Source organism: Lactobacillus ultunensis DSM 16047, assembly GCF_001436305.1.
GTDB lineage: Bacteria > Bacillota > Bacilli > Lactobacillales > Lactobacillaceae > Lactobacillus > Lactobacillus ultunensis.
This window is the reverse complement of the sequence record NZ_AZFO01000024.1, coordinates 15,276-37,020: the sequence shown is the minus strand read 5'-3', so window position 1 is coordinate 37,020 and position 21,745 is coordinate 15,276. Positions and strand designations below refer to the sequence as shown.

28 protein-coding genes, 1 other RNA gene and 1 other annotated feature are annotated in these 21,745 nt (G+C 36.8%); of the genes, 27 read left to right on the top strand and 2 right to left on the bottom strand.

Features of this window, described 5'->3' with window-relative positions:
• The first annotated feature begins 294 nt into the window (after positions 1 to 294).
• Positions 295 to 1,782: a gluconokinase gene (locus FC57_RS07565; RefSeq protein ID WP_007126846.1), complete on the top strand. Its 1,488-nt coding sequence runs from the start codon at positions 295 to 297 to the stop codon at positions 1,780 to 1,782.
• A 56-nt stretch (positions 1,783 to 1,838) separates the two neighbouring features.
• Here FC57_RS07565 and FC57_RS07560 read toward each other — a convergent pair whose 3' ends face one another.
• Positions 1,839 to 3,581, bottom strand: coding sequence for a 1-deoxy-D-xylulose-5-phosphate synthase (locus FC57_RS07560; RefSeq protein WP_007126847.1), 1,743 nt, complete (start codon positions 3,579 to 3,581; stop codon positions 1,839 to 1,841).
• Positions 3,582 to 3,775: 194 nt separating this feature from the next.
• Here FC57_RS07560 and rpmG point away from each other — a divergent pair, with 194 nt between their 5' ends.
• The 12 genes from rpmG (at position 3,776) to FC57_RS07505 (ending at position 12,583) form a co-directional block, all read left to right on the top strand.
• Complete coding sequence (gene rpmG / locus FC57_RS10705; RefSeq protein WP_003549092.1) at positions 3,776 to 3,925, top strand: 50S ribosomal protein L33; 150 nt, start codon at positions 3,776 to 3,778, stop codon at positions 3,923 to 3,925.
• Positions 3,926 to 3,932: 7 nt separating this feature from the next.
• Positions 3,933 to 4,103 carry a preprotein translocase subunit SecE gene (gene secE / locus FC57_RS07555; RefSeq protein ID WP_007126848.1) on the top strand — a complete coding sequence of 57 codons (171 nt, stop codon included), beginning with the start codon at positions 3,933 to 3,935 and terminating at the stop codon, positions 4,101 to 4,103.
• A gap of 106 nt (positions 4,104 to 4,209) precedes the next feature.
• Positions 4,210 to 4,767 carry a transcription termination/antitermination protein NusG gene (gene nusG, locus FC57_RS07550; RefSeq protein WP_040530076.1) on the top strand — a complete coding sequence of 186 codons (558 nt, stop codon included), beginning with the start codon at positions 4,210 to 4,212 and terminating at the stop codon, positions 4,765 to 4,767.
• Between the two features lie 127 nt (positions 4,768 to 4,894).
• Positions 4,895 to 5,320: a 50S ribosomal protein L11 gene (gene rplK / locus FC57_RS07545; protein WP_007126850.1), complete on the top strand. Its 426-nt coding sequence runs from the start codon at positions 4,895 to 4,897 to the stop codon at positions 5,318 to 5,320.
• 77 nt (positions 5,321 to 5,397) lie between these two features.
• A complete protein-coding gene (gene rplA / locus FC57_RS07540; RefSeq protein ID WP_007126851.1) occupies positions 5,398 to 6,090 on the top strand; it encodes a 50S ribosomal protein L1 in 693 nt (230 codons plus the stop codon).
• A gap of 104 nt (positions 6,091 to 6,194) precedes the next feature.
• The gene (locus tag FC57_RS07535) at positions 6,195 to 7,061 is read left to right on the top strand and encodes a phosphate ABC transporter substrate-binding protein (RefSeq protein ID WP_040530025.1); all 867 of its coding nucleotides are present in this window, start codon (positions 6,195 to 6,197) and stop codon (positions 7,059 to 7,061) included.
• Positions 7,062 to 7,064: 3 nt separating this feature from the next.
• Positions 7,065 to 8,060, top strand: coding sequence for a phosphate ABC transporter permease subunit PstC (pstC, locus tag FC57_RS07530; RefSeq protein ID WP_007126853.1), 996 nt, complete (start codon positions 7,065 to 7,067; stop codon positions 8,058 to 8,060).
• Between the two features lies 1 nt (position 8,061).
• Positions 8,062 to 8,949 (top strand): phosphate ABC transporter permease PstA, encoded by an 888-nt coding sequence (pstA, locus tag FC57_RS07525; RefSeq protein ID WP_007126854.1) that lies wholly within the window; start codon positions 8,062 to 8,064, stop codon positions 8,947 to 8,949.
• Positions 8,950 to 8,955: 6 nt separating this feature from the next.
• Complete coding sequence (gene pstB / locus FC57_RS07520) at positions 8,956 to 9,753, top strand: phosphate ABC transporter ATP-binding protein PstB (protein WP_148449493.1); 798 nt, start codon at positions 8,956 to 8,958, stop codon at positions 9,751 to 9,753.
• A gap of 1 nt (position 9,754) precedes the next feature.
• Positions 9,755 to 10,510, top strand: coding sequence for a phosphate ABC transporter ATP-binding protein PstB (pstB, locus tag FC57_RS07515; protein ID WP_007126856.1), 756 nt, complete (start codon positions 9,755 to 9,757; stop codon positions 10,508 to 10,510).
• 18 nt (positions 10,511 to 10,528) lie between these two features.
• Positions 10,529 to 11,206, top strand: coding sequence for a phosphate signaling complex protein PhoU (gene phoU, locus FC57_RS07510; protein ID WP_007126857.1), 678 nt, complete (start codon positions 10,529 to 10,531; stop codon positions 11,204 to 11,206).
• 198 nt (positions 11,207 to 11,404) lie between these two features.
• Positions 11,405 to 12,583 (top strand): AEC family transporter, encoded by a 1,179-nt coding sequence (locus FC57_RS07505; RefSeq protein WP_007126858.1) that lies wholly within the window; start codon positions 11,405 to 11,407, stop codon positions 12,581 to 12,583.
• Positions 12,584 to 12,635: 52 nt separating this feature from the next.
• Here FC57_RS07505 and FC57_RS07500 read toward each other — a convergent pair whose 3' ends face one another.
• The gene (locus FC57_RS07500; RefSeq protein ID WP_007126859.1) at positions 12,636 to 13,007 is read right to left on the bottom strand and encodes a hypothetical protein; all 372 of its coding nucleotides are present in this window, start codon (positions 13,005 to 13,007) and stop codon (positions 12,636 to 12,638) included.
• An 89-nt stretch (positions 13,008 to 13,096) separates the two neighbouring features.
• Positions 13,097 to 13,219: a sequence feature (ribosomal protein L10 leader region), on the top strand.
• A gap of 43 nt (positions 13,220 to 13,262) precedes the next feature.
• Here FC57_RS07500 and rplJ point away from each other — a divergent pair.
• The 14 genes from rplJ (at position 13,263) to FC57_RS07435 (ending at position 21,740) form a co-directional block, all read left to right on the top strand.
• The gene (gene rplJ / locus FC57_RS07495; RefSeq protein WP_007126860.1) at positions 13,263 to 13,781 is read left to right on the top strand and encodes a 50S ribosomal protein L10; all 519 of its coding nucleotides are present in this window, start codon (positions 13,263 to 13,265) and stop codon (positions 13,779 to 13,781) included.
• Positions 13,782 to 13,829: 48 nt separating this feature from the next.
• Complete coding sequence (gene rplL / locus FC57_RS07490) at positions 13,830 to 14,192, top strand: 50S ribosomal protein L7/L12 (RefSeq protein WP_007126861.1); 363 nt, start codon at positions 13,830 to 13,832, stop codon at positions 14,190 to 14,192.
• A gap of 78 nt (positions 14,193 to 14,270) precedes the next feature.
• Positions 14,271 to 15,080, top strand: a complete 810-nt coding sequence (locus tag FC57_RS07485) for an ion channel (protein ID WP_007126862.1) — start codon at positions 14,271 to 14,273, stop codon at positions 15,078 to 15,080.
• A gap of 4 nt (positions 15,081 to 15,084) precedes the next feature.
• Positions 15,085 to 15,705: a class I SAM-dependent methyltransferase gene (locus FC57_RS07480; protein WP_040530078.1), complete on the top strand. Its 621-nt coding sequence runs from the start codon at positions 15,085 to 15,087 to the stop codon at positions 15,703 to 15,705.
• Between the two features lie 135 nt (positions 15,706 to 15,840).
• Complete coding sequence (locus FC57_RS07475; RefSeq protein WP_007126864.1) at positions 15,841 to 16,023, top strand: hypothetical protein; 183 nt, start codon at positions 15,841 to 15,843, stop codon at positions 16,021 to 16,023.
• 89 nt (positions 16,024 to 16,112) lie between these two features.
• Positions 16,113 to 16,622, top strand: coding sequence for a tRNA adenosine(34) deaminase TadA (tadA, locus tag FC57_RS07470; RefSeq protein WP_040530028.1), 510 nt, complete (start codon positions 16,113 to 16,115; stop codon positions 16,620 to 16,622).
• A 45-nt stretch (positions 16,623 to 16,667) separates the two neighbouring features.
• Positions 16,668 to 16,761, top strand: an RNA gene (ffs, locus tag FC57_RS10700) — signal recognition particle sRNA small type.
• A gap of 55 nt (positions 16,762 to 16,816) precedes the next feature.
• Complete coding sequence (gene dnaX / locus FC57_RS07465) at positions 16,817 to 18,622, top strand: DNA polymerase III subunit gamma/tau (protein ID WP_007126866.1); 1,806 nt, start codon at positions 16,817 to 16,819, stop codon at positions 18,620 to 18,622.
• A 12-nt stretch (positions 18,623 to 18,634) separates the two neighbouring features.
• Positions 18,635 to 18,970, top strand: a complete 336-nt coding sequence (locus tag FC57_RS07460; protein WP_007126867.1) for a YbaB/EbfC family nucleoid-associated protein — start codon at positions 18,635 to 18,637, stop codon at positions 18,968 to 18,970.
• 1 nt (position 18,971) lies between these two features.
• Positions 18,972 to 19,571, top strand: a complete 600-nt coding sequence (gene recR / locus FC57_RS07455; protein ID WP_040530031.1) for a recombination mediator RecR — start codon at positions 18,972 to 18,974, stop codon at positions 19,569 to 19,571.
• Positions 19,571 to 19,810 (top strand): YaaL family protein, encoded by a 240-nt coding sequence (locus FC57_RS07450; RefSeq protein WP_007126869.1) that lies wholly within the window; start codon positions 19,571 to 19,573, stop codon positions 19,808 to 19,810. The genes recR and FC57_RS07450 overlap by 1 nt, the downstream gene beginning before the upstream one ends.
• A 102-nt stretch (positions 19,811 to 19,912) precedes the next feature.
• On the top strand, positions 19,913 to 20,551 hold the full coding sequence (gene tmk, locus FC57_RS07445; RefSeq protein ID WP_040530036.1) for a dTMP kinase: 639 nt from the start codon (positions 19,913 to 19,915) through the stop codon (positions 20,549 to 20,551).
• Positions 20,552 to 20,562: 11 nt separating this feature from the next.
• Entirely contained in the window at positions 20,563 to 20,883 is a 321-nt protein-coding gene (locus FC57_RS07440) for a cyclic-di-AMP receptor (protein WP_007126871.1), read from the top strand.
• Positions 20,883 to 21,740 (top strand): DNA polymerase III subunit delta, encoded by an 858-nt coding sequence (locus FC57_RS07435; protein ID WP_007126872.1) that lies wholly within the window; start codon positions 20,883 to 20,885, stop codon positions 21,738 to 21,740. Before FC57_RS07440 ends, FC57_RS07435 begins: the two co-directional genes overlap by 1 nt.
• The last annotated feature ends 5 nt before the right edge of the window (positions 21,741 to 21,745 follow it).

Here is a 21,745-nt window from a genome sequence, read left to right as displayed (position 1 = left end):
CGATTTAACTAGCACCACGCGTAATTAAACATATTATTTTAAAATGGCAAGGTCACTTAATTATCAAGTTAATTGATAGGAAGCACCGAGAGTTTTTCATTGAAGTTGCAGATGAATGGCAGACTACTTTTTATAATTTAAAGGGTCAAAATCTTAAATTAGTAGAAGAATTAGCTCGAAGCGAGGGGCTATTCATACAAGAAGTAAAAGATCGGTATTGGGATTGGAAAAAATTACCAAAATCTTGGCAAGATAAGTCTTATAAGGAATGGAAGAAGTTTTATCACAAATAAAATGAACTATATTATCGGAATCGACGTAGGAACAACTGCTACTAAGGGCGTACTTTATAACGAATTGGGTAAAGCAGTTTCCACTGTTAGTAAAGGCTATCCCTTAATTCAAGAAAAAATCGGACAAGCTGAGGAAGATCCAAAGTTAATTTTTGATGCTGTCCAAGAAATTATTTATAAACTGGCTCAACAAACAACTGGGAAAATTTTAGCCATTTCTTGGTCGAGTCAAATGCATAGTTTGATTGGCTTAGATCAAAATAATGAACTATTAACTAACAGCATTACTTGGGCAGATAATTGTGCGAAAAGTATTGTAGAAGATGCTAAAAATAAGGGGCTAGCTAAGAAAGTTTATCGTAAAACAGGGATGCCAATGCACCCGATGGCACCGATTTATAAGCTACTGTGGTTAAAGGATCAAAAGTCTGAATTGTTTAAGCAGACTCAAAAATGGATTGGCATCAAGGAATATTTGATTTTCCGTTTAACTGGAAAAATGATTACCGATACCACTATGGCAGCTGGTACAGGGATGCTTAATCTCAATACGCTTACTTGGGATCAGGAATTGTTAAATATTGTGGGAATAAAGCAAGCGCAATTACCCGAAATAGCTCAGCCTATTGAGGTTATTTCTCCTATCAAAATAGAATATGTGCAAAAGTTGGGGATAAATCCCGATACTAAAATCATTCTAGGAGCTAGTGATGGTTATCTGTCCACCATTGGCGTCAACGCAATCGATAGCGATCATTTTGCTTTAAATATTGGAACATCAGGCGCAGTTAGAACAATTGTTGACCAGCCTAAGATAGATGAAAATGCTAGTTATTTCTGTTATCCCATTGACCAACAGCATTATCTACTGGGTGGTCCAGTAAACAATGGAGGAATTGTATTTAATTGGGCACGACAAACTTTATTTGATGCCAATGAAACACCGCAAGACTTTTTAGATGTGGCTCAAACCGCACCAGCAGGCAGTCGTAACTTAATTTTCTTGCCATACCTAGGCGGAGAACGTGCGCCAATTTGGAATGCCGATGCCAGAGGATCATTCATTGGCCTAACGCGGATGCATCAAAAGCCTGAGATGGCACGAGCGGTGATTGAAGGAATTATCTTTAACCTGTATGACGCAGCTTCTAATTTAATCAAAAACACGAAGAAACCAGTCACAATTAATGCAACTGGTGGCTTTTTAAAAAGTGATTTTGTAAGACAATTATGTGCCAATGTTTTTAATGTGCCGATCGTTACCATGAAGGAAGAACAGAGTGGGACGCTGGCTGCCATGTTTTTAGCACGACAGGCATTAGGCTTGAGTAAAAACATGGATGAGATTGAGCAGTTTGCGCAGTTTGCGCAAACAGATAAAGTTTATTTTCCTAATCAAAAAGAAGCAGCTATTTATCAAAGTATTTTTCCACTTTATTGTGAGATTAGGGATGCTTTAGCTGCTTCTTATAAGAATTTCAATAAATAAAAATCTCTTCAGGATGATCATACCCGAAGAGATTTTTAATTTGATATATTTTTTGATTAAGCGTTCTTTACGTCTTCAACGATTTGATCAACAGTCATGCGGTTGTCTTTTAAGATCTCCTTAAGTGGAATTTGATCAGTGTAAACACGTTTTTGTCCATAGTTCAAAACCTTAACGTTTTTATCACCAAGGTAAGAAGCAACTTTTTCGCCAAAACCACCGTCAAGCGTGTTGTCCTCGATAGTTACGATGACCTTGTTTTCAGTAGCTAGCTTGTCTAAAGCATCTTTGTCCAAAATATTAGCTGAAATAGGGTTGACTAAACTTGCGCCAAGCTTTTCAGCAACACCTTTGCCCAGCATGTCATACATGTCGCCTAATGCTAAAACAGCAACGTCCTTACCAGGCTTGATATTATACTTGATTTTTGCATAATCGCTAGTAGCATTTTCACCTACAGGAACGTGCTTAGTTGGCATCTTAATTGCAACTGGATGCTTTCTTTGCTTGATAGCCCATTCCATCATTGCCTTTTCTTCAGCTAAAGTGGTAGGAGCAAGGTAAATCCAGTTAGGTAAATTAGAAATCATAACTTGGTCGAAAACTCCAAGGTGGGTCTTGCTTGTACCAGACATACCACCGCCAGCTACCATCATTACAACTGGTAAATCGTTAGCAGCAACATCGTGTGATAATTGGTCAAAGGCACGTTGCAAGAAGGTTGAATTTTCAAATAAGACTGGAACTGCACCTTCTTTTGCCATACCAGCAGCAAAGGCAACGGATTCTTGTTCAGCAATACCAACATCATGATAGTTTTCTGGATACTTATTCTTGATTTCATCAAGGCCAAAGACACCAGGAATGGCAGCATTGATTGCTATAATCTTTTCGCCGTTTTCGATATGTTCTTTCATTACGTCCATGGCAACAGAGTTAGCGGTTGGACCTTCTAGAGCAGGAACAGTAGTCTTGTCAGTCTTAAGGTCGAAAGGCATTACCCAGTGGTGTGCTTCTTCATGGTCGATAGCAGGTTGGTAGCCTTTACCCTTTAAAGTATTGATGTGAAGCAAAATAGGGTGGTCGACATCTTTAACTGCTTTAAATGCGTCGATCATTGACTTAATGTCATTGCCGTCAGCCACATAGCGGTAGTCAAATCCCATTGCAGTAAATGGATTCTCTTTAGTTTCGCCATTTGAATCACGCAATTTCTTTAAAGCAGTAACCAAACCACCAACATTGTCATCGATAGACATTTGATTGTCGTTAACTACTACAACTAAGTTATGCTTTTCGATAGCGGCATTGTTTAAGCCTTCATAAGCAAGACCACCAGTCATTGAACCATCGCCAATTAAGGCCATAATATTTTCATGACCACCCATTAAGTCTCTAGCTTTAGCCATTCCAGTTGCTAAAGCAATGGAAGTAGAGGTGTGTCCTACGGCATAGTAGTCGTATGGACTCTCATCAGGATTAGTATATGGAGTTACGTCTTCATATTTGTCTGGATCGAGCCAAGCTTCTGCACGACCAGTCAACATTTTATGAGGATAAGTTTGGTGAGAAACGTCCCAGATGATCTTATCCTTAGGTGCATCAAAAACATAGTGATAAGCAATAGTTGCTTCAACGATTCCTAAGTCTGGACCTAAGTGTCCACCTTCTGCTGCGTCTTTTTCGAGGATAAGAGTTCTAATTTCTTTAGCTAATTGTTCCATCTGAGAAATGGATAATTTTTTCAAGTCTTTAGGACCAGAAATTTTATTCAATAAATATTCTGGATGTTTATTCATAATAGTTGTCCTTTCTAAAAAATACTCATACTTATTATAGATAAGTAAATTAAAGATTTAAAATATTAAAATTGAATAAACTTCGATTCATTTTGGTTATTCCAAAATTATTACATGATTGACGCAAGTGGGGAAATCAGTATACAATACTTTCTAAGTATGTGTTTTTATAAAGAAAGTTTGGAAGTGAGATTATGGCAGTGAAGAAGGCAGCCTTAGCCTGTAGCGTATGCGGGTCACGCAACTACTCAATCACCGCAAGTAAGAATCGCACTCAGCGACTTGAACTGAAGAAGTTCTGCAAGCATTGCGGTAAAATGACTTTGCACAAGGAAACGAGGTAAAAGTTTAATGATTAAGTTTTTTAAGAGCGTAGTCAAGGAAATGAAGATGGTAACTTGGCCATCAGCTAAACAAAATAGACATGATACGATGACTGTTATCACTAGTTCAGTTTTGTTTGCAGCATATTTAGGCGCGCTTGATTGGCTTTTCAGCTGGTTAACTCAAAAGATAATGTAATTACTAATGTATAGAATTTATTAGTAGTACATGCTATAATAAAAAGAGCGAAAAGAAAGACCTCTGAGTGGAGGTTTTTTTGTTTACCCAAATTAAGGAGAAAAAAATGGTCGAAACTGCTCAAAAGAAATGGTACGTTTTACATACTTATTCTGGTTATGAAGACAAGGTTAAGTCAGACTTGCTTTCACGTGCGCAAAGCATGGGGATGCAAGACTACATCTTTCGTGTAATGGTTCCAGAAGAAGAAAAAGTAGAAACTGTTCGCGGCAAGAAGCAAGAAGTAGAAGAAAAAATCTTCCCAGGTTACGTTTTAGTTGAAATGGTTATGACTGACGAAAGTTGGTTTGTCGTAAGAAACACTCCTAACGTAACTGGCTTTGTTGGTTCACACGGTGGTGGTTCTAAGCCTTCACCACTTTTACCAGAAGAAGTTGAACGTCTGCTTAAGAATCAAGGTCAACCAGCTAAGAGACCTACCGCTAACTTTGATATTGGTGAATCAGTAACTATTACTGAAGGTGCATTTAATGGCATGGTTGGTAAGATTACTGACATTCAACCTGATAAGTACAAATTATACGTTTCAGTTGATATGTTTGGTCGTGCTACCACTGCTGAACTTGATTATGATCAAGTTAAGAAGTTGGACGAAAACGAATAATTTCAAAATCTTATTGTAATTGTATCGAAACGATGTTATTCTAATACGGTATGTTTATTATTGTGGGAGGAGAAAAAAGGAAAATTCTCCATTTTAACCGCATCACGGAATCAAGGAGGTTTTGACCGTGGCAAAGAAAGTTATTAACGTAGTTAAGTTGCAAATTCCAGCTGGCGCTGCAACCCCTGCATCTCCAGTTGGTCCTGCTTTGGGTCAAGCTGGTATCAACATTGTTGGTTTTACTAAGGACTTCAATGCTAGAACTGCTGACCAAAAGGGCATGATTATCCCTGTAGTCATCACTGTATATGAAGATCGTTCATTCGAATTCATTACTAAGACTCCACCAGCACCAGTGCTTTTAAAGCAAGCTGCTAAGATCAAGAAGGCCTCAGGTGAACCTAACACCAAGAAAGTTGGTAAGGTAACCAAGGACCAAGTCAAGGAAATTGCTGAGACTAAGATGAAAGACCTTAACGCTGCTGATATTGAAGCTGCTATGCGCATGGTTGAAGGTACCGCTAGAAGTATGGGTATCGAAGTCGAAGACTAATCCTGTTATTTAGGTAACACATTAGGTGGGAGAGTTAAGAGAAGCTCGTTTGACCACATATACAAGGAGGAATTCACATGCCAAAGCATGGCAAGAAATATTTAGATGCTGCCAAGAAGGTAGACTCAAATAAATTATACTCAGTAGCAGAAGCTATGAAACTTGTTAAGGAAACTTCATACGCTAACTTTGACGCTACAGTTGATGTAGCTTACAACTTGAGCGTTGATCCTAAGCAAGCAGACCAACAAATTCGTGGTTCAATTGTTTTACCAAACGGTACTGGTAAGACTCAAACCGTTGTAGTATTTGCTGAAGGCCCACAAGCTGATCAAGCTAAGGCTGCAGGTGCTGACTTTGTTGGTTCAGACGACTTAGTACAAAAGATTCAAGACGGTTGGTTAGACTTCGACGTTGTAGTTGCAACTCCAATGATGATGGCTAAGGTAGGTCGTTTAGGTCGTATTCTTGGACCTAAGGGCTTAATGCCAAACCCTAAGACTGGTACTGTAACTATGGACATCGAAAAGGCTGTTAAGAACGTTAAGGCTGGTCAAGTAGAATACCGTGTAGACCGTCAAGCTGCTATTCACACTCCTATTGGTAAGGTATCATTTACTGAAGACCAATTAGTTGAAAACTTTGACGCTTTACGCGATGTTATTTTGCGTGCTCGTCCAGCATCAGCTAAGGGTCAATACATTAAGAGTGTTGCTGTTTCAGCAACCTTTGGTCCTGGGATCAAGCTTGATCCATTAAACTTGGACTAATTTAAATAAAGCTTAATAAAAGCTCCGCAATATAGCGGAGCTTTTTTTGTTATGATATGATTATTTTTGAACTTTGCAAAATTTACATACTTAAGGAAAATGTGATGAAAAAACATTCTATAGGGAAAATAATCCTACTTTTAATGCTATTGCTAGTTACTATGACTGCATGTGCTAATAATGGATCAAAAATTACTATTGTTGGTTCAAGTGCAATGCAGCTTTTAGCTGAACAGGCAGGCAATGATTATCGCTTAAGTCATTCGGATAGCAATATTGTTGTTCAAGGTGGTGGATCTGGAACCGGTCTTAGTCAGGTTCAAGCAGGTGCCGTACAAATAGGTACGTCTGATGTTTTTGCAGAAACACAAAAAGGTATCAACGCAAGTAAATTAAGAGATTATAAAATTGCTGTTGTTGGAATTGTTCCAATTGTGAATAAAGGCGTTGGTGTAAAGAATGTTTCTGCTAAGCAACTAGCACAAATCTTCACAGGTAAAATAACTAATTGGCGCCAATTAGGTGGTAAGGATGAAGCCATTACTGTAATTAACCGTTCAAAAGGTAGCGGTACAAGAAGTACTTTTGAAGATATTATTTTGCGTGGGCAAAAACCAATTAAATCGCAAGAACAAGATTCAAATGGTACGGTAAAAAAGATTGTTAATACCACTCCAGGTACTGTTAGTTATTTGTCATTCCCATATGCTAACGATGCGCATATCCAAAAATTAAGTATTGATCACATAAAGCCAACTAATAAAAATATTACGACTAATAAGTGGCAGCTTTGGTCATACGAGCATATGTACACTAAAGGAAAGCCTAATAAGCAAACGAAGGCTTTTATTGATTATATGTTAGGTAAAAAGGTTCAAAAAGAACTTGTGCCTAAAATTGGCTATTTAAGTATTAATGATATGAAGGTTACTCGTAATAGCAAAAATCAAGTTACGCAAATAGGAAAATAATTTATGGAAAATAAAGATAAGTTAAAGGAAGTTGTTGACCAAGCGATTGCTGAACAACAAGTTCTTCATGTTAAGTTAAAGAAAATTGGTCCGAGTAGTGTTGATGTTGAAAAACTAACTAAACCTTCTAAGGAAACACGTCAAGAATATTGGGGTAAAGGCTTAACTTACTTTGCCATTGCCTTAATTATTATATTAGTTGTTTCGATTATTGGCTTTGTTGGCTATCATGGTTTGTCTACTTTCGTTAGTGATCATGTTAATATCTTCCATTTCTTGACTTCTAGTGACTGGGATCCCGGTGAAGGCAAGAATCATGTAGGTGCTGCGGTGATGATTGTTACTTCTTTTGCGGTAACATTGTTAGCAGCATTAGTAGCAACGCCTTTTGCAATTGCTATTGCACTATATATGACGGAATATTCTTCTAAAAAAGGCGCAAGCTTTTTACAATCAGTAACCGAATTATTAGTTGGTATTCCGTCCGTAGTTTATGGTTTCTTAGGACTGACAATTATTGTTCCAGTTATTAGGAATTTATTTGGTGGAACTGGTTTTGGTATTTTAGCTGCAACTTTGGTTTTATTTGTCATGGTTTTGCCAACTATTACATCTCTAACTGTAGATAGTTTAAAAGCAGTTCCTAGCCATTTTAGAAAGGCTTCAATGGCCTTAAGAGCCACTCATTGGCAAACTATATATCATGTAGTTTTGCGCGTAGCTACGCCTAGAATTCTAACTGCTGTCATCTTTGGGATGGCGCGAGCATTTGGTGAAGCTTTGGCAGTTCAAATGGTAATTGGTAACGCAGTATTGATGCCATACAACTTGGTCAGTCCATCTGCAACTTTGACTAGTCAGTTAACTAGTCAAATGGGCAATACTGTTATGGGTACGTTGCCAAATAATGCATTATGGTCATTAGCTCTGCTTCTGCTCATCATGTCTTTAGTCTTTAACTTCTTAGTCAAGTTAGTAGGAAAGAGGGGACAAAAGTAGAATGGATGCGAAAAAAAGAGATAAATTAGCAACAGTAATCATTTATATTTTGGTGGGAATCGTTGTCTTAATTTTAGCAGGCATCTTAGGAAATATTTTAATTACTGGTATTCCGCATTTGTCCTGGCACTTTTTAACTTCAGAAGCTTCATCATATCAAGCTGGTGGTGGGGTTAGAGATCAATTATTTAATTCACTTTATTTGTTGATCTTGACTACAATCATTTCTTTGCCTATTGCTTTAGGAGCTGCTATTTATTTAGCTGAATATGCTAAAGATAATTGGATAACTAATTTGATTAGAACAACAATTCAAATTTTAAGTTCGTTGCCTTCAATCGTGGTAGGTTTGTTTGGTTATTTGCTCTTTGTAGTCCAATTTGGTTTTGGCTTTTCAATCATTTCGGGAGCTCTTGCATTAACTTTCTTCAACTTACCAATTTTGACTAGTAATATTGAAGAAGCAATTAAAGGTGTCCCTCAAGATCAACGTGAAGCTGGTTTAGCTTTAGGATTATCTAATTGGAAAACTATTCGAGGCATTGTTCTACCTGCTGCTCTTCCTGGCATTTTAACAGGGATTATTCTTAGTGCAGGAAGAATTTTTGGTGAAGCTGCTGCTTTAATTTATACAGCTGGCCAAAGTGGTTCAACTGTTAACTATGCGGATTGGAACCCGTTCAGCCCTACGAGTCCATTAAACGTAATGCGGCCAGCTGAAACGTTGGCTGTCCATATTTGGAAAGTAAACACTGAAGGGATCATTCCAGATGCTACGATTGTTTCTGCGGCTACTTCTGCATTGCTGGTTATTGTAGTAATCGTGTTTAATCTAGGTGCGCGTTACTTAGGTAATAAGCTGTATCGTAAGTTAACTGCGGCTAAATAAGGTGGTATGATGCAAGATTTAAAACAAAGTTATGTTAAGACTTTTGCTAAAGAAGATTTGGAACTTTCTACTAATAAGCTCAGTGTTTTATATGGTGGAAAGGTACAAAAACTCTTTGATGCTAGTCTGCAATTTAAGAAAAATACAATTACTGCTTTAATTGGAGCATCAGGCTCAGGTAAGTCTACTTTTTTGCGTTCGCTCAATCGAATGAATGACCGTGTGGCTACTGTTAAAGGAGAAATTTGGTTTCATGGCTTAGATGTCAACAAACCAAATATTAATGTCTATGAATTAAGAAAAAATATTGGGATGGTTTTTCAACGTCCTAATCCTTTTCCAAAATCAATTAGAGAAAATATTGTTTATGCTTTAAAAGCTGATGGACAGAATAATAAACAGGAACTTGATAGGATAGTTGAAGAAAGTTTGCGTGCAGCTGCTTTATGGGATGAAGTAAAGGATAAATTGGATAAAAGTGCTTTAGCTTTATCTGGAGGTCAGCAACAACGTTTATGTATTGCCAGAGCATTAGCAGTTAAACCTGAGGTTCTGCTGTTAGATGAGCCTGCAAGTGCATTGGATCCAGTATCTACTTCAAAATTAGAGGACACGTTGAAGCAGTTGCGAAGCAAGTACACGATGGTTATGGTTACACATAACATGCAACAAGCTTCAAGAATAAGTGATTACACGGCATTCTTCCATTTGGGACATTTGATTGAATATAATTCAACAGCTGAGATCTTTACTAATCCTAAAGGGAAAATTACTGAAGACTATATTCAGGGAAGTTTTGGTTAAAATGACAACGATAATTTCGGCAAAAGATGTACATTTAAGTTATGGTGACTATGAGGCACTTCATGGCATCAATCTTGATTTTCATAAAAAAGAATTAACAGCTTTAATTGGTCCATCCGGTTGTGGTAAGTCTACCTTTTTGCGGTGTTTAAATCGCATGAACGATGATATCCCAAATATTAAAATTACTGGGGAGATCAAATTTGAAGGGCAAGACATTTATAATTCTAAGATGGATTTGGTGGAATTACGCAAGGAAGTAGGAATGGTCTTTCAACAGCCTACGCCTTTTCCATTTTCAGTTTATGATAATGTCGCGTATGGCTTGAAAATCGCTGGGGTGAAAGATAAGCAGTTGATCGATCAACGTGTTGAGGAAAGCCTTCAACAAGCCGCTATCTGGAAAGAAACTAAGGACAATTTGAATCGTAATGCTCAGGCTTTTTCTGGTGGACAGCAACAAAGAATATGTATTGCTCGTGCTTTAGCTATCAGACCTAAAGTAGTGTTATTAGATGAACCGACAAGTGCATTAGATCCAATTTCAAGTAGTGAGATTGAAGAAACATTAATGGAATTGAAACACCAGTATACTTTTATTATGGTGACGCACAATTTACAACAAGCTGGGCGAATTTCAGATCAAACTGCTTTCTTAATGAATGGTGATCTGATTGAAGCAGGAAAAACTGAAGAGATGTTTATTGCACCTAAGAAACAAATTACGAGTGATTACCTTAACGGTCGTTTTGGTTAAAATTTTTGAGGTATAAAGATGCACGAAATATTTTTAGACGAATTAAAAAAATTAAACACGCAATTTATGGAAATGGGTGTGTTTGTCAATGAACAAATTGATCAAGCTACCCGTGCCTTTGTTGACCATGATAAAAAAACCGCTCAATCCATGGTAGATAATGAGGAGAAGATCCCTACTGAATCCATTGATATTCAAAAGAAAGCTTTAAAGTTGATGGCTTTGCAACAGCCGGTGGCTACTGATTTTAGAGTAGTAATTAGTATTTTAAAAGCAACAACTGATTTGGAACGAATTGGTGAAAATGCGATGAGTATTGCCTTGGAAACTATTCGTGTTAAGGGCAATCCTCGTATTCCTGAGGTAGAAGAAATCATTTCTAATATGACCCACAATGTTCGTCACATGCTTATTCAAGTTTTGACAGCTTATGTACAAGATGATGAAAAGATGGCACGCGATGTTGCTAGTCGAGATGAAATTATTGATCATGATTACGTTCGAGCTAGACAATTAATTGTTGATGGAATAGAAGATGATCCATCTAGAGCGGTTGCTTCTTCAAGTTATTTTGTAGTAACCAGATTATTAGAACGAATTGGCGATCATATTGTTAATTTAGCTAGTTGGGTTGTTTATAAGACTACTGGTGAATTAGAAGAATTAACTAATCCAACTGAAAATCAAACAATTTAGGACAAAAAGAAGGCTTAAAAAGCCTTCTTTTTTCTGCTCTAAAATAACGATAAGTTATTTTGGATGATTCAATGAAAAAAGTGCAATATTCAATTTACTTTTCATCAAATGATGTTCATAATGTAAGCGTTAAGTGCTTTAAATTAACACAACTGTTATTTTGGGTACTGGATGTATCGTCTGTTATAAGGGGGAAACATGGTTACAATATTAGTTAATGACATCGTCCCTATATTGGTTATTATGCTACTAGGGTATGTATGTGGTAAATTTACATTCTTTGACAATGATCAACGTCAAGGTTTGAATAAGCTGGTTTTGAATATTGCGTTGCCTGCTGCTTTGTTTATCTCAATTGTTAAGGCTACTAGAAAGATGTTTGCACAAGACATAGTTTTGACATTGATTTCATTAATAGGTGTAACAGGTTTATTTATGCTCAGCTATTATTTGGATAAGTTGATGTTTCATAGATCAACACAAGAGGCTGCTGTTTGTGCGATGATTGCTGGATCACCAACCATTGGCTTTTTAGGATTTGCCGTTCTTGATCCTATCTACGGCAATAATGCAACAACTAACCTAGTTATTGGAATTGTTTCAATTGTTGTTAATGCGGTTACTATTCCTTTAGGTTTGTCTTTAATTAATAAGGGACAAAATGTTTTAAAAAAGAAGGTAAGTGCTAAGAAGAATAATGGTTCAACACAAGTCGAAGTAAAGTTGAATCAAAAAGGCACTACTGTACCTAAGACTAAGAAAGTGACTGTGCCTGACGATGTGCCAGTTAGCGATGAAGAAGCTAAGGCACTTAGTGAAAAGGGTATTCAACGTGAAATTGATTTGGCTCATGCGGAATTTGAAGATCATGCTGGTAGAGATGTTAAGCCAATGAATCCAACTTTGAAGTCAATTATTGATGCTATTAAAAAACCAGTTGCTGCAGCTCCATTACTTGCTGTTATCTTGGTTTTGATTGGAATTAAGATTCCAACATCATGGGCTCCAACTTTTGACTTAATTGCTAAGGCTAATGCTGGTGTCGCTGTATTGGCTGCCGGTTTAGCTTTATCAACTGTTAAGTTTTCTATTGATAAAGAAGTTATTTGGAACACATTCTTCCGTTTGTTCCTGACCCCGGCCATTATTGTGCTTGCCGCATATTTATGTGGTATGGGTTCAGAAGCACAGAAAATTTCAATGCTTTGCTTGGCTACAGGTTTGCCGCCAGCATTTTCAGGTATTATTATTGCTAGTCGTTACAACATTTATGTCAAAGAAGGGGCAAGTTCAGTTGCCGTTTCAACTGTCTTCTTTGCAGTAAGTTGTATTTTCTGGATTTGGCTTTTACCAATTATCGCTAGTGTATTTCATTAATTGATGATATATAGATAGAAAAAAGAGGATTTTAAATCCTCTTTTTTCTTGCTTATTTTTTGTCCTTAATGGGGATGCAACCAGCAATGAATATTGCAATACCAATTATTAGCCAAAGATTATTTTTCATTAGATAAGCACAGTTTGCTAAAAGTATACCTAAAATAATAGTTGCCCAATCGGCAATTAAAAATATCTTTTGTTTTTTAGCGATAGTTTGCAAACTGTGAAAAATACTATAGAGAGCTTGGACGACAACTATTAAAGCTAAGATGATCCAAATTATATTTGAAACGATGTTGCCGACTTGATTATTCGCAATAATACTTTCAATACTGATGAATACAACAGTAATACCCAATAAAAGAAAGACAATATTACGTAATTTGGTTAAAATACGTTCTTTTCGTTCTTGATTTGTCATATTGTTCTCCAATCTTTTCTCATTATCTTACAGATTTTTTGATAATTTGTAAATTTATTCTTGCTATCTTTTGTTTTGCCTGCTATACTAAATAACTGTAAATTCTACCTAAGACTCGGGTGGCATGACGCCTCAAAATCCCGCCGAGGCCAGAAGATAATGAAGATTTTAATGCTCCATGTCTTTCGGCATGGAGTTTTTGCTTTTAAAAAGGCCTTATAGAATTTATCAATGTGATCATGGAGGTGAAATTAATTGAGTAAAGCTGCTATTGCTGAAAAGGAAAAGCTCGTTGATGCATTTGCTGATGAACTTAAGGATGCTAAGGCTATCTTGGTAATTAACTACTTAGGTTTAACTGTTGAAGAAGTTACTAAGATGCGTAAGGAACTTCGTGATAACGATGTTAAGATGAAGGTTATCAAGAACACTTACTTAAGACGTGCTGCTGCTAAGGCTGGCATCGAAGGCTTGGACGACACTTTCGTAGGTCCAACTGCTGTTATCTACACTGATAACGCTGATGATGTTACTGAACCAGCTCGTATCGTTTCTAAATACGAAGATGATTTCGACGTTATCGAAATCAAGGGTGGTATGCTTGAAGGCAAGTTAACTTCAAAGGACGAAATCAAAGAACTCGCTGCTATTCCAGGCCGCGAAGGTTTGCTTTCAATGCTTGTTTCTTGCTTACAAGACCCTATCCGCAAGGTTGCATATGCTGTTAAGGCTGTTGCAGATGCTAAACCTGACGATGAAGGTTCAGCTGAATAATTATTGTAAATAAATATCTAAATTCTAAATTTTCGGAGGATACTTATAATGGCTTTAGATAAGGATAAGATTATTGAAGATTTAAAGGGCGCTTCAATTCTTGAATTGAACGACCTTGTAAAGGCTATTGAAGACGAATTTGACGTTTCAGCTGCTGCTCCAGTTGCTGCTGCAGGTGCTGCAGACGCAGGTGCTGCTAAGTCAGAATTCGACGTTGAATTGACTGACGCAGGTCAAGAAAAAGTTAAGGTTATCAAGGAAATCCGTGACATCACTGGTAAGGGCTTGCTTGACGCTAAGAAATTGGTTGACGGTGCTCCAGTTGTTGTTAAGGAAGGCGCTTCAGAAGATGACGCTAACAAGATCAAGGAACAACTTGAAGGCGTTGGCGCAACTGTAACCCTTAAATAATAACCGCCCAATCGGGCCTTTAAAAGTAAGCTCTTTGCTATGTGCGAAGAGCTTATTTTTTGTATACGGGATTTTTCAATGAGAGATATAGATAAAAGATTAACACCATATCAGTGGCTAATGGCAGCTGTGTCTGTTATTTCGATTTTCTTAATTATCTTAGACTTTGCTGCTGTAATAAATATTGATCAGCCTACGAGCAAGTGGTTTTGGATAAATGCAGGCCTTGTACTCTATTTAGCAATTGATTATTTTTATCATCTGAAACAAGCTAAGGATAAAAAGAAATTTTTTAAAACTCATATTTATGATTTACTAAGTATTATTCCAATGGGATTGCTGTTCGTAGGCTTAAATGTATTTAGCTTATCGGGCTTAGTCTCAGATTTACGATTGTTGCGTTTAATTAGGTTAGCCGGATTGATGGGGAAGCTAAGAGAAATTTTTCATACGGATGGGCTTCTTTACGTTATTTTCTTTACCATTACCTTCTTGCTTTTAGGGGCAGAAGCTTTTGCGATTACTGAACATGTCTCACTAGATACTGCCTTCTGGTGGGTTATTTCTACGGCATCTACAGTTGGTTATGATGCGATTTTTGGTAAAACTATTCCACCACATAGTATTGTGGGAAAATTTGTTACTTTAATCATGATGCTATTAGGAATTGGCATTGTGGGAATGCTGACATCATCAATTACTTCGTACCTAGTAAAAAGGACCAACGGGGCTAAAACGCTTGAGACGCATGATAATATTGAAAAACAGAATAAGGATTTAACTGATCAAAATAAGAAGATGCAAGCGGAAATTGAAACTCTTAAAGCTGAACAGAATTCGACTGAATTGCAGAGAATAAAAGATTGGTTTGAAAAGAAGAAGGGATAATAGGATAAGTGCAGAAAAGAATCAGATGTATTTTGCAACAGATCCTAATGCTAAGCATGATGAACATGTTGTTGATTATCATGTGGATAACGTTGATTTGAAGTTTACTACTGATGCAGGTGTTTTTTCTAAAATGCGGGTTGATTACGGTAGTGGCGTTTTGATTAAGACTATGAAAGAGGTTGACTTTCCTAAAAATAATATCTTAGATGTGGGAACAGGATATGGCCCTATTGGGTTATTCGCTGCTAAATTTTGGCCTGATAAAAAAGTAGATATGGTTGATGTTAACGAACGTGGTCTCAAGTTGGCTAAACAAAATGCCAAAGTAAATCATATTAAAAATGTAAATATCTACAGCTCAGATTGTTATGCACAGGTGGATAATGATAAAAAGTTTGGCTTAATATTAACGAATCCGCCAATTAGAGCTGGTAAAAAAGTCGTAAATGAGATTCTAATGGGTGCAAATGAACATTTAGTGAGTGGTGGCGTACTGCTTGTGGTTATTCAAAAAAAGCAGGGCGAACCAAGCGCATGTAAGAATATGACTGACACTTACGGCAATTGTGAAATTTTAACAAGGGATAAAGGATATTATATCTTAAAATCAACTAAGAATTAAATAAATAAGAATTGCTTAAAAGCCTTATTAGATCTACATTAGAGTTTATAAAAATGCTTTCTTTTGTGGAAATGACCTCTTATAATAAATCTTGGATAAAGAATAGTATGTGAAAATGTGAAGAGGATATTTATTATGAAGAAAGCTTGGAAATATATTGTTGCTGTTTTAATCGTAATACTTGGTGTATTTATGTTAGGTATGATCTCTGGCGATAACGAAACTGCTGCTCCAGCTGGTATTGCTGCTTTGTACCTTATCTTGTCAGGTATCTTTTTCTACCACAACTTCAGAAATCGCAACATTGGCACTTTATAAAAAGTACAACTTATAAAGCAAAAGGGTTGATCGATATGATCAGCCCTTTTTTGATACAATAAATAGATAAGGAAATGAGAGGCGAAATAATGCTTTCTAGCGATGATAAAAAGAAGTATATGCAATTAGCCATGGATCAAGCTAAAATAGCAGAACAGCAGGGAGAAGTACCTATCGGTGCGGTAATTGTTGACCCTGATGGAAAAGTAATTGGTACGGGCTATAATAGACGAGAATTGGATGAAGACTCCACCCAACATGCAGAAATGATTGCGATTAAAGAAGCCTGTAAGAATTTAGGCATGTGGCGTTTAATTGACTGTAGTTTATTTGTTACCTTAGAACCGTGTCCAATGTGTGCCGGTGCAATTATTAATTCTAGAATTAAAGATGTCTATTTTGGTGCACTTGATCCTAAAGCAGGTGCGTGTGGATCGGTTGTGGATTTATTTACTGTGGATAAATTTAATCATCATCCTCGTGCAATTCGTGGACTTTATCGTGATCAATGCGCTCAAATGCTGAAAGATTTTTTCAGGGGAATTCGAGAGAAACAGAAAGCGGCTAAAGAAGCTAAAAAGCAGGCAGAAAATAATTAATTTTTCGGGCAAGAAACTAGAAAAAAATTGTAAAATACGTTATTATACTTGATGGGCAATGTTTGACCTCTGAAGCGTGTCAGGACCGGAAGGTAGCAGCACTAAGGTTGTTCAGGCATGTGCCCTTTATTAGACAATTAACAAGCTCTTAGCTCTTTTAGAGTTAGGAGCTTGTTTACTAGGGAAGAGAATTTATGGCTTATCAAGCGCTATATCGTAAATGGCGACCACGAACTTTTGACAGCGTGATTGGACAAGAGGCAATTACTGATACTCTTAAGAATGCGATTAAGCGAGGCAAAGTTTCTCATGCATTTTTGTTTGCAGGGCCTCGTGGTACTGGTAAGACTTCTTGTGCCAAAATTTTTGCTAAAGCACTGAATTGTACTAATCTGCAAGATGGTGAACCATGTAATAAATGTACCAACTGTATTGCGGCAGATCACGGTTCCATGCCAGACATTATGGAAATCGATGCGGCTTCTAACAATGGGGTTGATGAAATCCGCGAAATTCGTGATAAGGTAAAATATGCTCCAACTGAAGGCAAATATAAAGTCTATATCATCGACGAAGTTCACATGCTTTCAATGGGTGCCTTTAATGCTTTGCTTAAAACGCTGGAAGAACCACCGGAACATGTAGTCTTTATCTTAGCAACGACTGAATTGCAAAAAGTTCCAGCTACTATCATCTCAAGAACGCAACGTTATAATTTTAAGCGAATTTCAAAAGATGATCTTGAGAAGAGAATGAAGTATATTCTTGATCAAGAAAACATTAAATATGAAGATAAGGCTATAGCAGTTATTGCTCAAGTGGCAGATGGTGGAATGCGGGATGCTCTTAGTATTTTGGACCAGCTTCTTAGTTATGAAAAAGAAAGCGTCAATTATAAAGATGCTTTACAGATCACTGGTTTTGCTGCAAGAGAAAATATTGAGCATATCCTGTTAAGCTTGCTTAATCAAGATGCTGGTACGGCATTAAAGTTGGCTCAAGCGGAATTAGACAAGGGTGCTAGTTCTAAAAATATCTTGGATGAATTGATTGATATGGCAACTAAGAGCTTAATGTTGGTTAAAGCAAATAGTACCGATCAAGGTATGTTTTTATCTAAAGATTTTATTGAAAAGATTAAAGACGTACCGACTTCCACTTACTATCATTTAATTACTTTAGCTAATACAGCTTTAAACGATCTGCGCTACACTAATCAACAGCAGATTCCGCTTGAAGTTTTCTTGGTTGAAGCTACTAATAATACGCCGGCAGCATCAACGCCTGCTCCTCAAAAGGCACCAGTAATGCCGCAGGCAGCCCCAGTTAACAATACTGGGTTATCAGCTGAAGTAGCAGCATTAAAGAAACAGATTGTTGAATTAACTCAAAAGGTTACTCAACTTTCTAACAAGCCATCCTTTGGTAAAGATCAGGTATTTCAACTAGATACGGCAGTTCCTAAAGTTATACCTAAAGCTAAGAAACAATCAACGGAACCTGCTATTAAAAAGCCGGTTAAGAAGATTAAAAAAACTACAGCAGAAAATCGCAAACAGGTTTATCATGTTCTTGAAAATGCTACTAGAAAAGATCTGGAAGCAGTTAAGAATGTATGGCCAGATTTGCAATCAGTTTTAGCCGTTTCGGAAAAAGCATTGCTTGATGTGCTTGAACCGGTCGCAGCTAGTCCAGATCAAGTCGTAATGAAGTGCAAATATACATTATGGTTTGAAAATGCTAGTGCAGATAGTGATTTAATGGAAAAATTGACTAGCTATATTGAGAAGTTTGCTAAGCATTATTATGGTATTGTATTAGTACCAGATAATGACTGGCTGGCAGTTAGAAAAGAATTTGTCGAAAGTCATAAAGCAGAATTACTGGCTAAGAAGAAAAAGCAAATCGAGATTAAAGAAGATGCAGAACCTAAAGATGATCCTGATGTGATTAATAAAGCTAAGGATTTATTTGGGGATGCAGTAACTATTAAAGATTAAGGAGAAAGATAAATGAGTAGAAGACCTAACTTTGGCGGTATGGGCATGGGCGGAATGAACATGCAACAAATGATGAAGCAAGCTAAGAAATTACAAGCACAAATGGCAGAAGAACAAGAAAATATCACTGCCCAAGAATTCACTGGCAAATCAGCTGATGATCTAGTAGTTGCCACTTTTACTGGTGATCGCAAGCTTAAGGATATTAAGATCGATAAGGAAGCAATCGATCCAGATGATCCAGATATGTTGCAAGATTTAGTTATTGATGCTGTTAACAAAGGCTTAGCACAAATTGACAAAGCAACTCAAGCAAGTTTGGGCAAATACACGAAAGGTTTGATGTAATTTGCAATATCCATTACCAATAGCTCATTTGATTGATGCTTATATGAAGCTCCCAGGTATTGGTGAAAAAACTGCCACACGGTTAGCTTTTTATACAATGGATATGCCTCAAGAAGACGTTGAAGATTTTTCTAAAGCACTAATTCAAGTGAAAAAAGATATTCATCAATGTCCAATTTGTGGCAATATTACTGAAAAGGATGTCTGTGATATCTGCTCTAATCCTAATCGTGATCAAACGACCATTATGGTGGTTGAACAACCTAAAGATTTGATGGCGTTTGAAGAAATGGGAGAATATAATGGACTCTATCATGTGCTTCATGGTGTTCTTTCACCAATGGATGGAATTGGACCAGAAGAGATTAATATTAAATCCTTAATTACTCGGCTGCAGAAACATGATGAAGTTAAGGAAGTAATTTTAGCTCTGAATTCAACTCCTGAAGGCGAATCAACTGCTATGTATATTAGTAAGTTGATTAAACCGGCTGGCATTAAAGTCACGCGTCTTGCGGCTGGATTATCTGTCGGTAGTGACATTGAATATGCTAATTCCATTACTTTGAAGCGTGCAGTACAAGGAAGAACGGCATTATAATGGCTAGAAAAAAGAGAAACAAGATCAAAGAACTTGGCGATCAAAAATTAGTGTCTGAGATTGAAAAGCTTCAAAATCAAATTGCTTTAGAGCAAGACTTAGATCAAAATACTTTGGATTTATCTGATGATAACTATATTCAAGGTAAAATATTGCGAGCTAAGTACACTTTTTTATATAATGAAGCTCGTCATCGAGGCACAAGATTTAGTGGTATCACTAATGCTATTACACAGTAAAAGAAGCTCCGTTAATGGAGCTTTTTTATTTTACTTAATTAAAAATTGCTAGGACTGTTAATCTTTGTGAAACTTCTGTAAAATAGACCTATGGAGGATTTTATGAGAGGTTATTTTGTTAGTTTTGAAGGCCCAGATGGCGCAGGTAAAAGTACAGTTTTAAAAGAAGTATTAGCCAAAATTAGCCCAAGACTCAAGCCACAATATCTAGTGACACGTGAGCCTGGTGGATCCAAGATTGCAGAAAAAATTCGTGACATTATTTTAGATCCAGCTAATGATAAAATGGATGCTAAGACTGAAGCACTTTTGTATGCTGCTTCAAGAAGTCAACACGTTGAAGAAGTTATTAAGCCAGCACTTGCAGCGGGCAAGATCGTTTTTTCTGATCGTTTTGTTGATAGTTCTTTAGCATATCAAGGTGAAGGTAGAGGTCTAGGTATTAAAGAAGTTAAGCAAATAAATGATTTTGCTACAGATAAATTGGATCCTGATTTGACTTTCTTCTTGGATGTTGCACCTGAAATTGGTCTAAAGCGAATTGAAAAATTGCGTCCCGATCAAGAGGACCGTTTGGAACAAGAAAATATTGCTTTTCATAAAAAAGTTTATGCTGGCTTTTTGAAAGTCAGGGATATGTATCCAGATCGTTTTGTAACTATTGATGCAACTCAACCAATTGAAAAGGTAGTTGATCAAGTGATTTCTGTTCTAGAACAAAGAATGCCGGAAATATTTTAAGGACTGATTAAATGAAGTTAGTAATTGCAATTGTTCAAAGAGAAGATTCAAATAATTTGCAAAGAGCATTCGTTAAAAATGATTTTCGCGCTACTAAATTAGCAACTTCAGGTGGTTTTTTAAGTCAAGGAAATACCACTTTTTTAATAGGGTGCGAAGATAAAAAAGTAGATGATGTTCTAAAAATTATTAAGCAAGAATCACGAGCAAGAGAAGAAATTGCAACGCCACATATGGTTTCGACAGGTTATGAAATCACGCAGCCGTTGAAGATCACTGTAGGTGGTGCAACTTGTTTTGTTGTTCCGGTTGATGAATTTAAACGTTTCTAATGATTGATATTACGAATGTGGGTGTTAAGCAGACCCAATTTTTAAAAAGAGCATATGAACAGAAAAAACTCGCTCACAGCTATTTGTTTGTTGATAGTGATGAAACGAGGGCGCTCAATACAGCTTACTGGCTAGCATGTTTGTTTAATTGTACAGGGGAAAATAAACCTGATGGTACTTGTCGAAACTGCAAGCAAATTTTGTCGGGCAATCACCCAGATGTATTGCTGGTGGGACCTGAAGGCAAACAGACTTTGGGAATCGATCAAGTAAGACCCCTTAAAGAGGAACTGGCTAAGAGTCCAGTTGAAAGCAGTCGTCGTTTCTTCTTTATTAATGAAGCTCAAAAATTAACGCTTTCAGCAGCTAATGGGTTGCTTAATCTTTTGGAGGAACCAGTTGCGCCAGTTGTTACTATCTTGATTACTAATAATAGTGATCAGATTCTGCCAACAATTCGCTCTCGGACACAGATTATTAACTTCGATAATGGAGAAAAACCAGGAAGCAAAACGGCAATTTTATTAGAAAATGGTTTTTCTAAGAGTGAAATTGAAGAGTTGGGCAATCTTGAAAAAAGGGATCAAGAAATTAAGTATTTTTATCAAGAACTGTTGGAACATAATAGTTTAGCATTAGTTAGTGCACATAAATTGTCTGAGAATGCTAAATTAGTATCCGAACAGCGTTATATTTTAGTTAAATTAAAGTTATTAGCAGAGCATGATTTGACTAATGTACAAAAAATGTATGTAGCCTCTCAGATGCTTAAAAGCTTGATCGAAGTAGATAAGATGCGCTTAAGCAATGTCAACTTGCGTAATTCTTTAGATTATCTTGCTTTAAAATGGAAGTAGGTGTT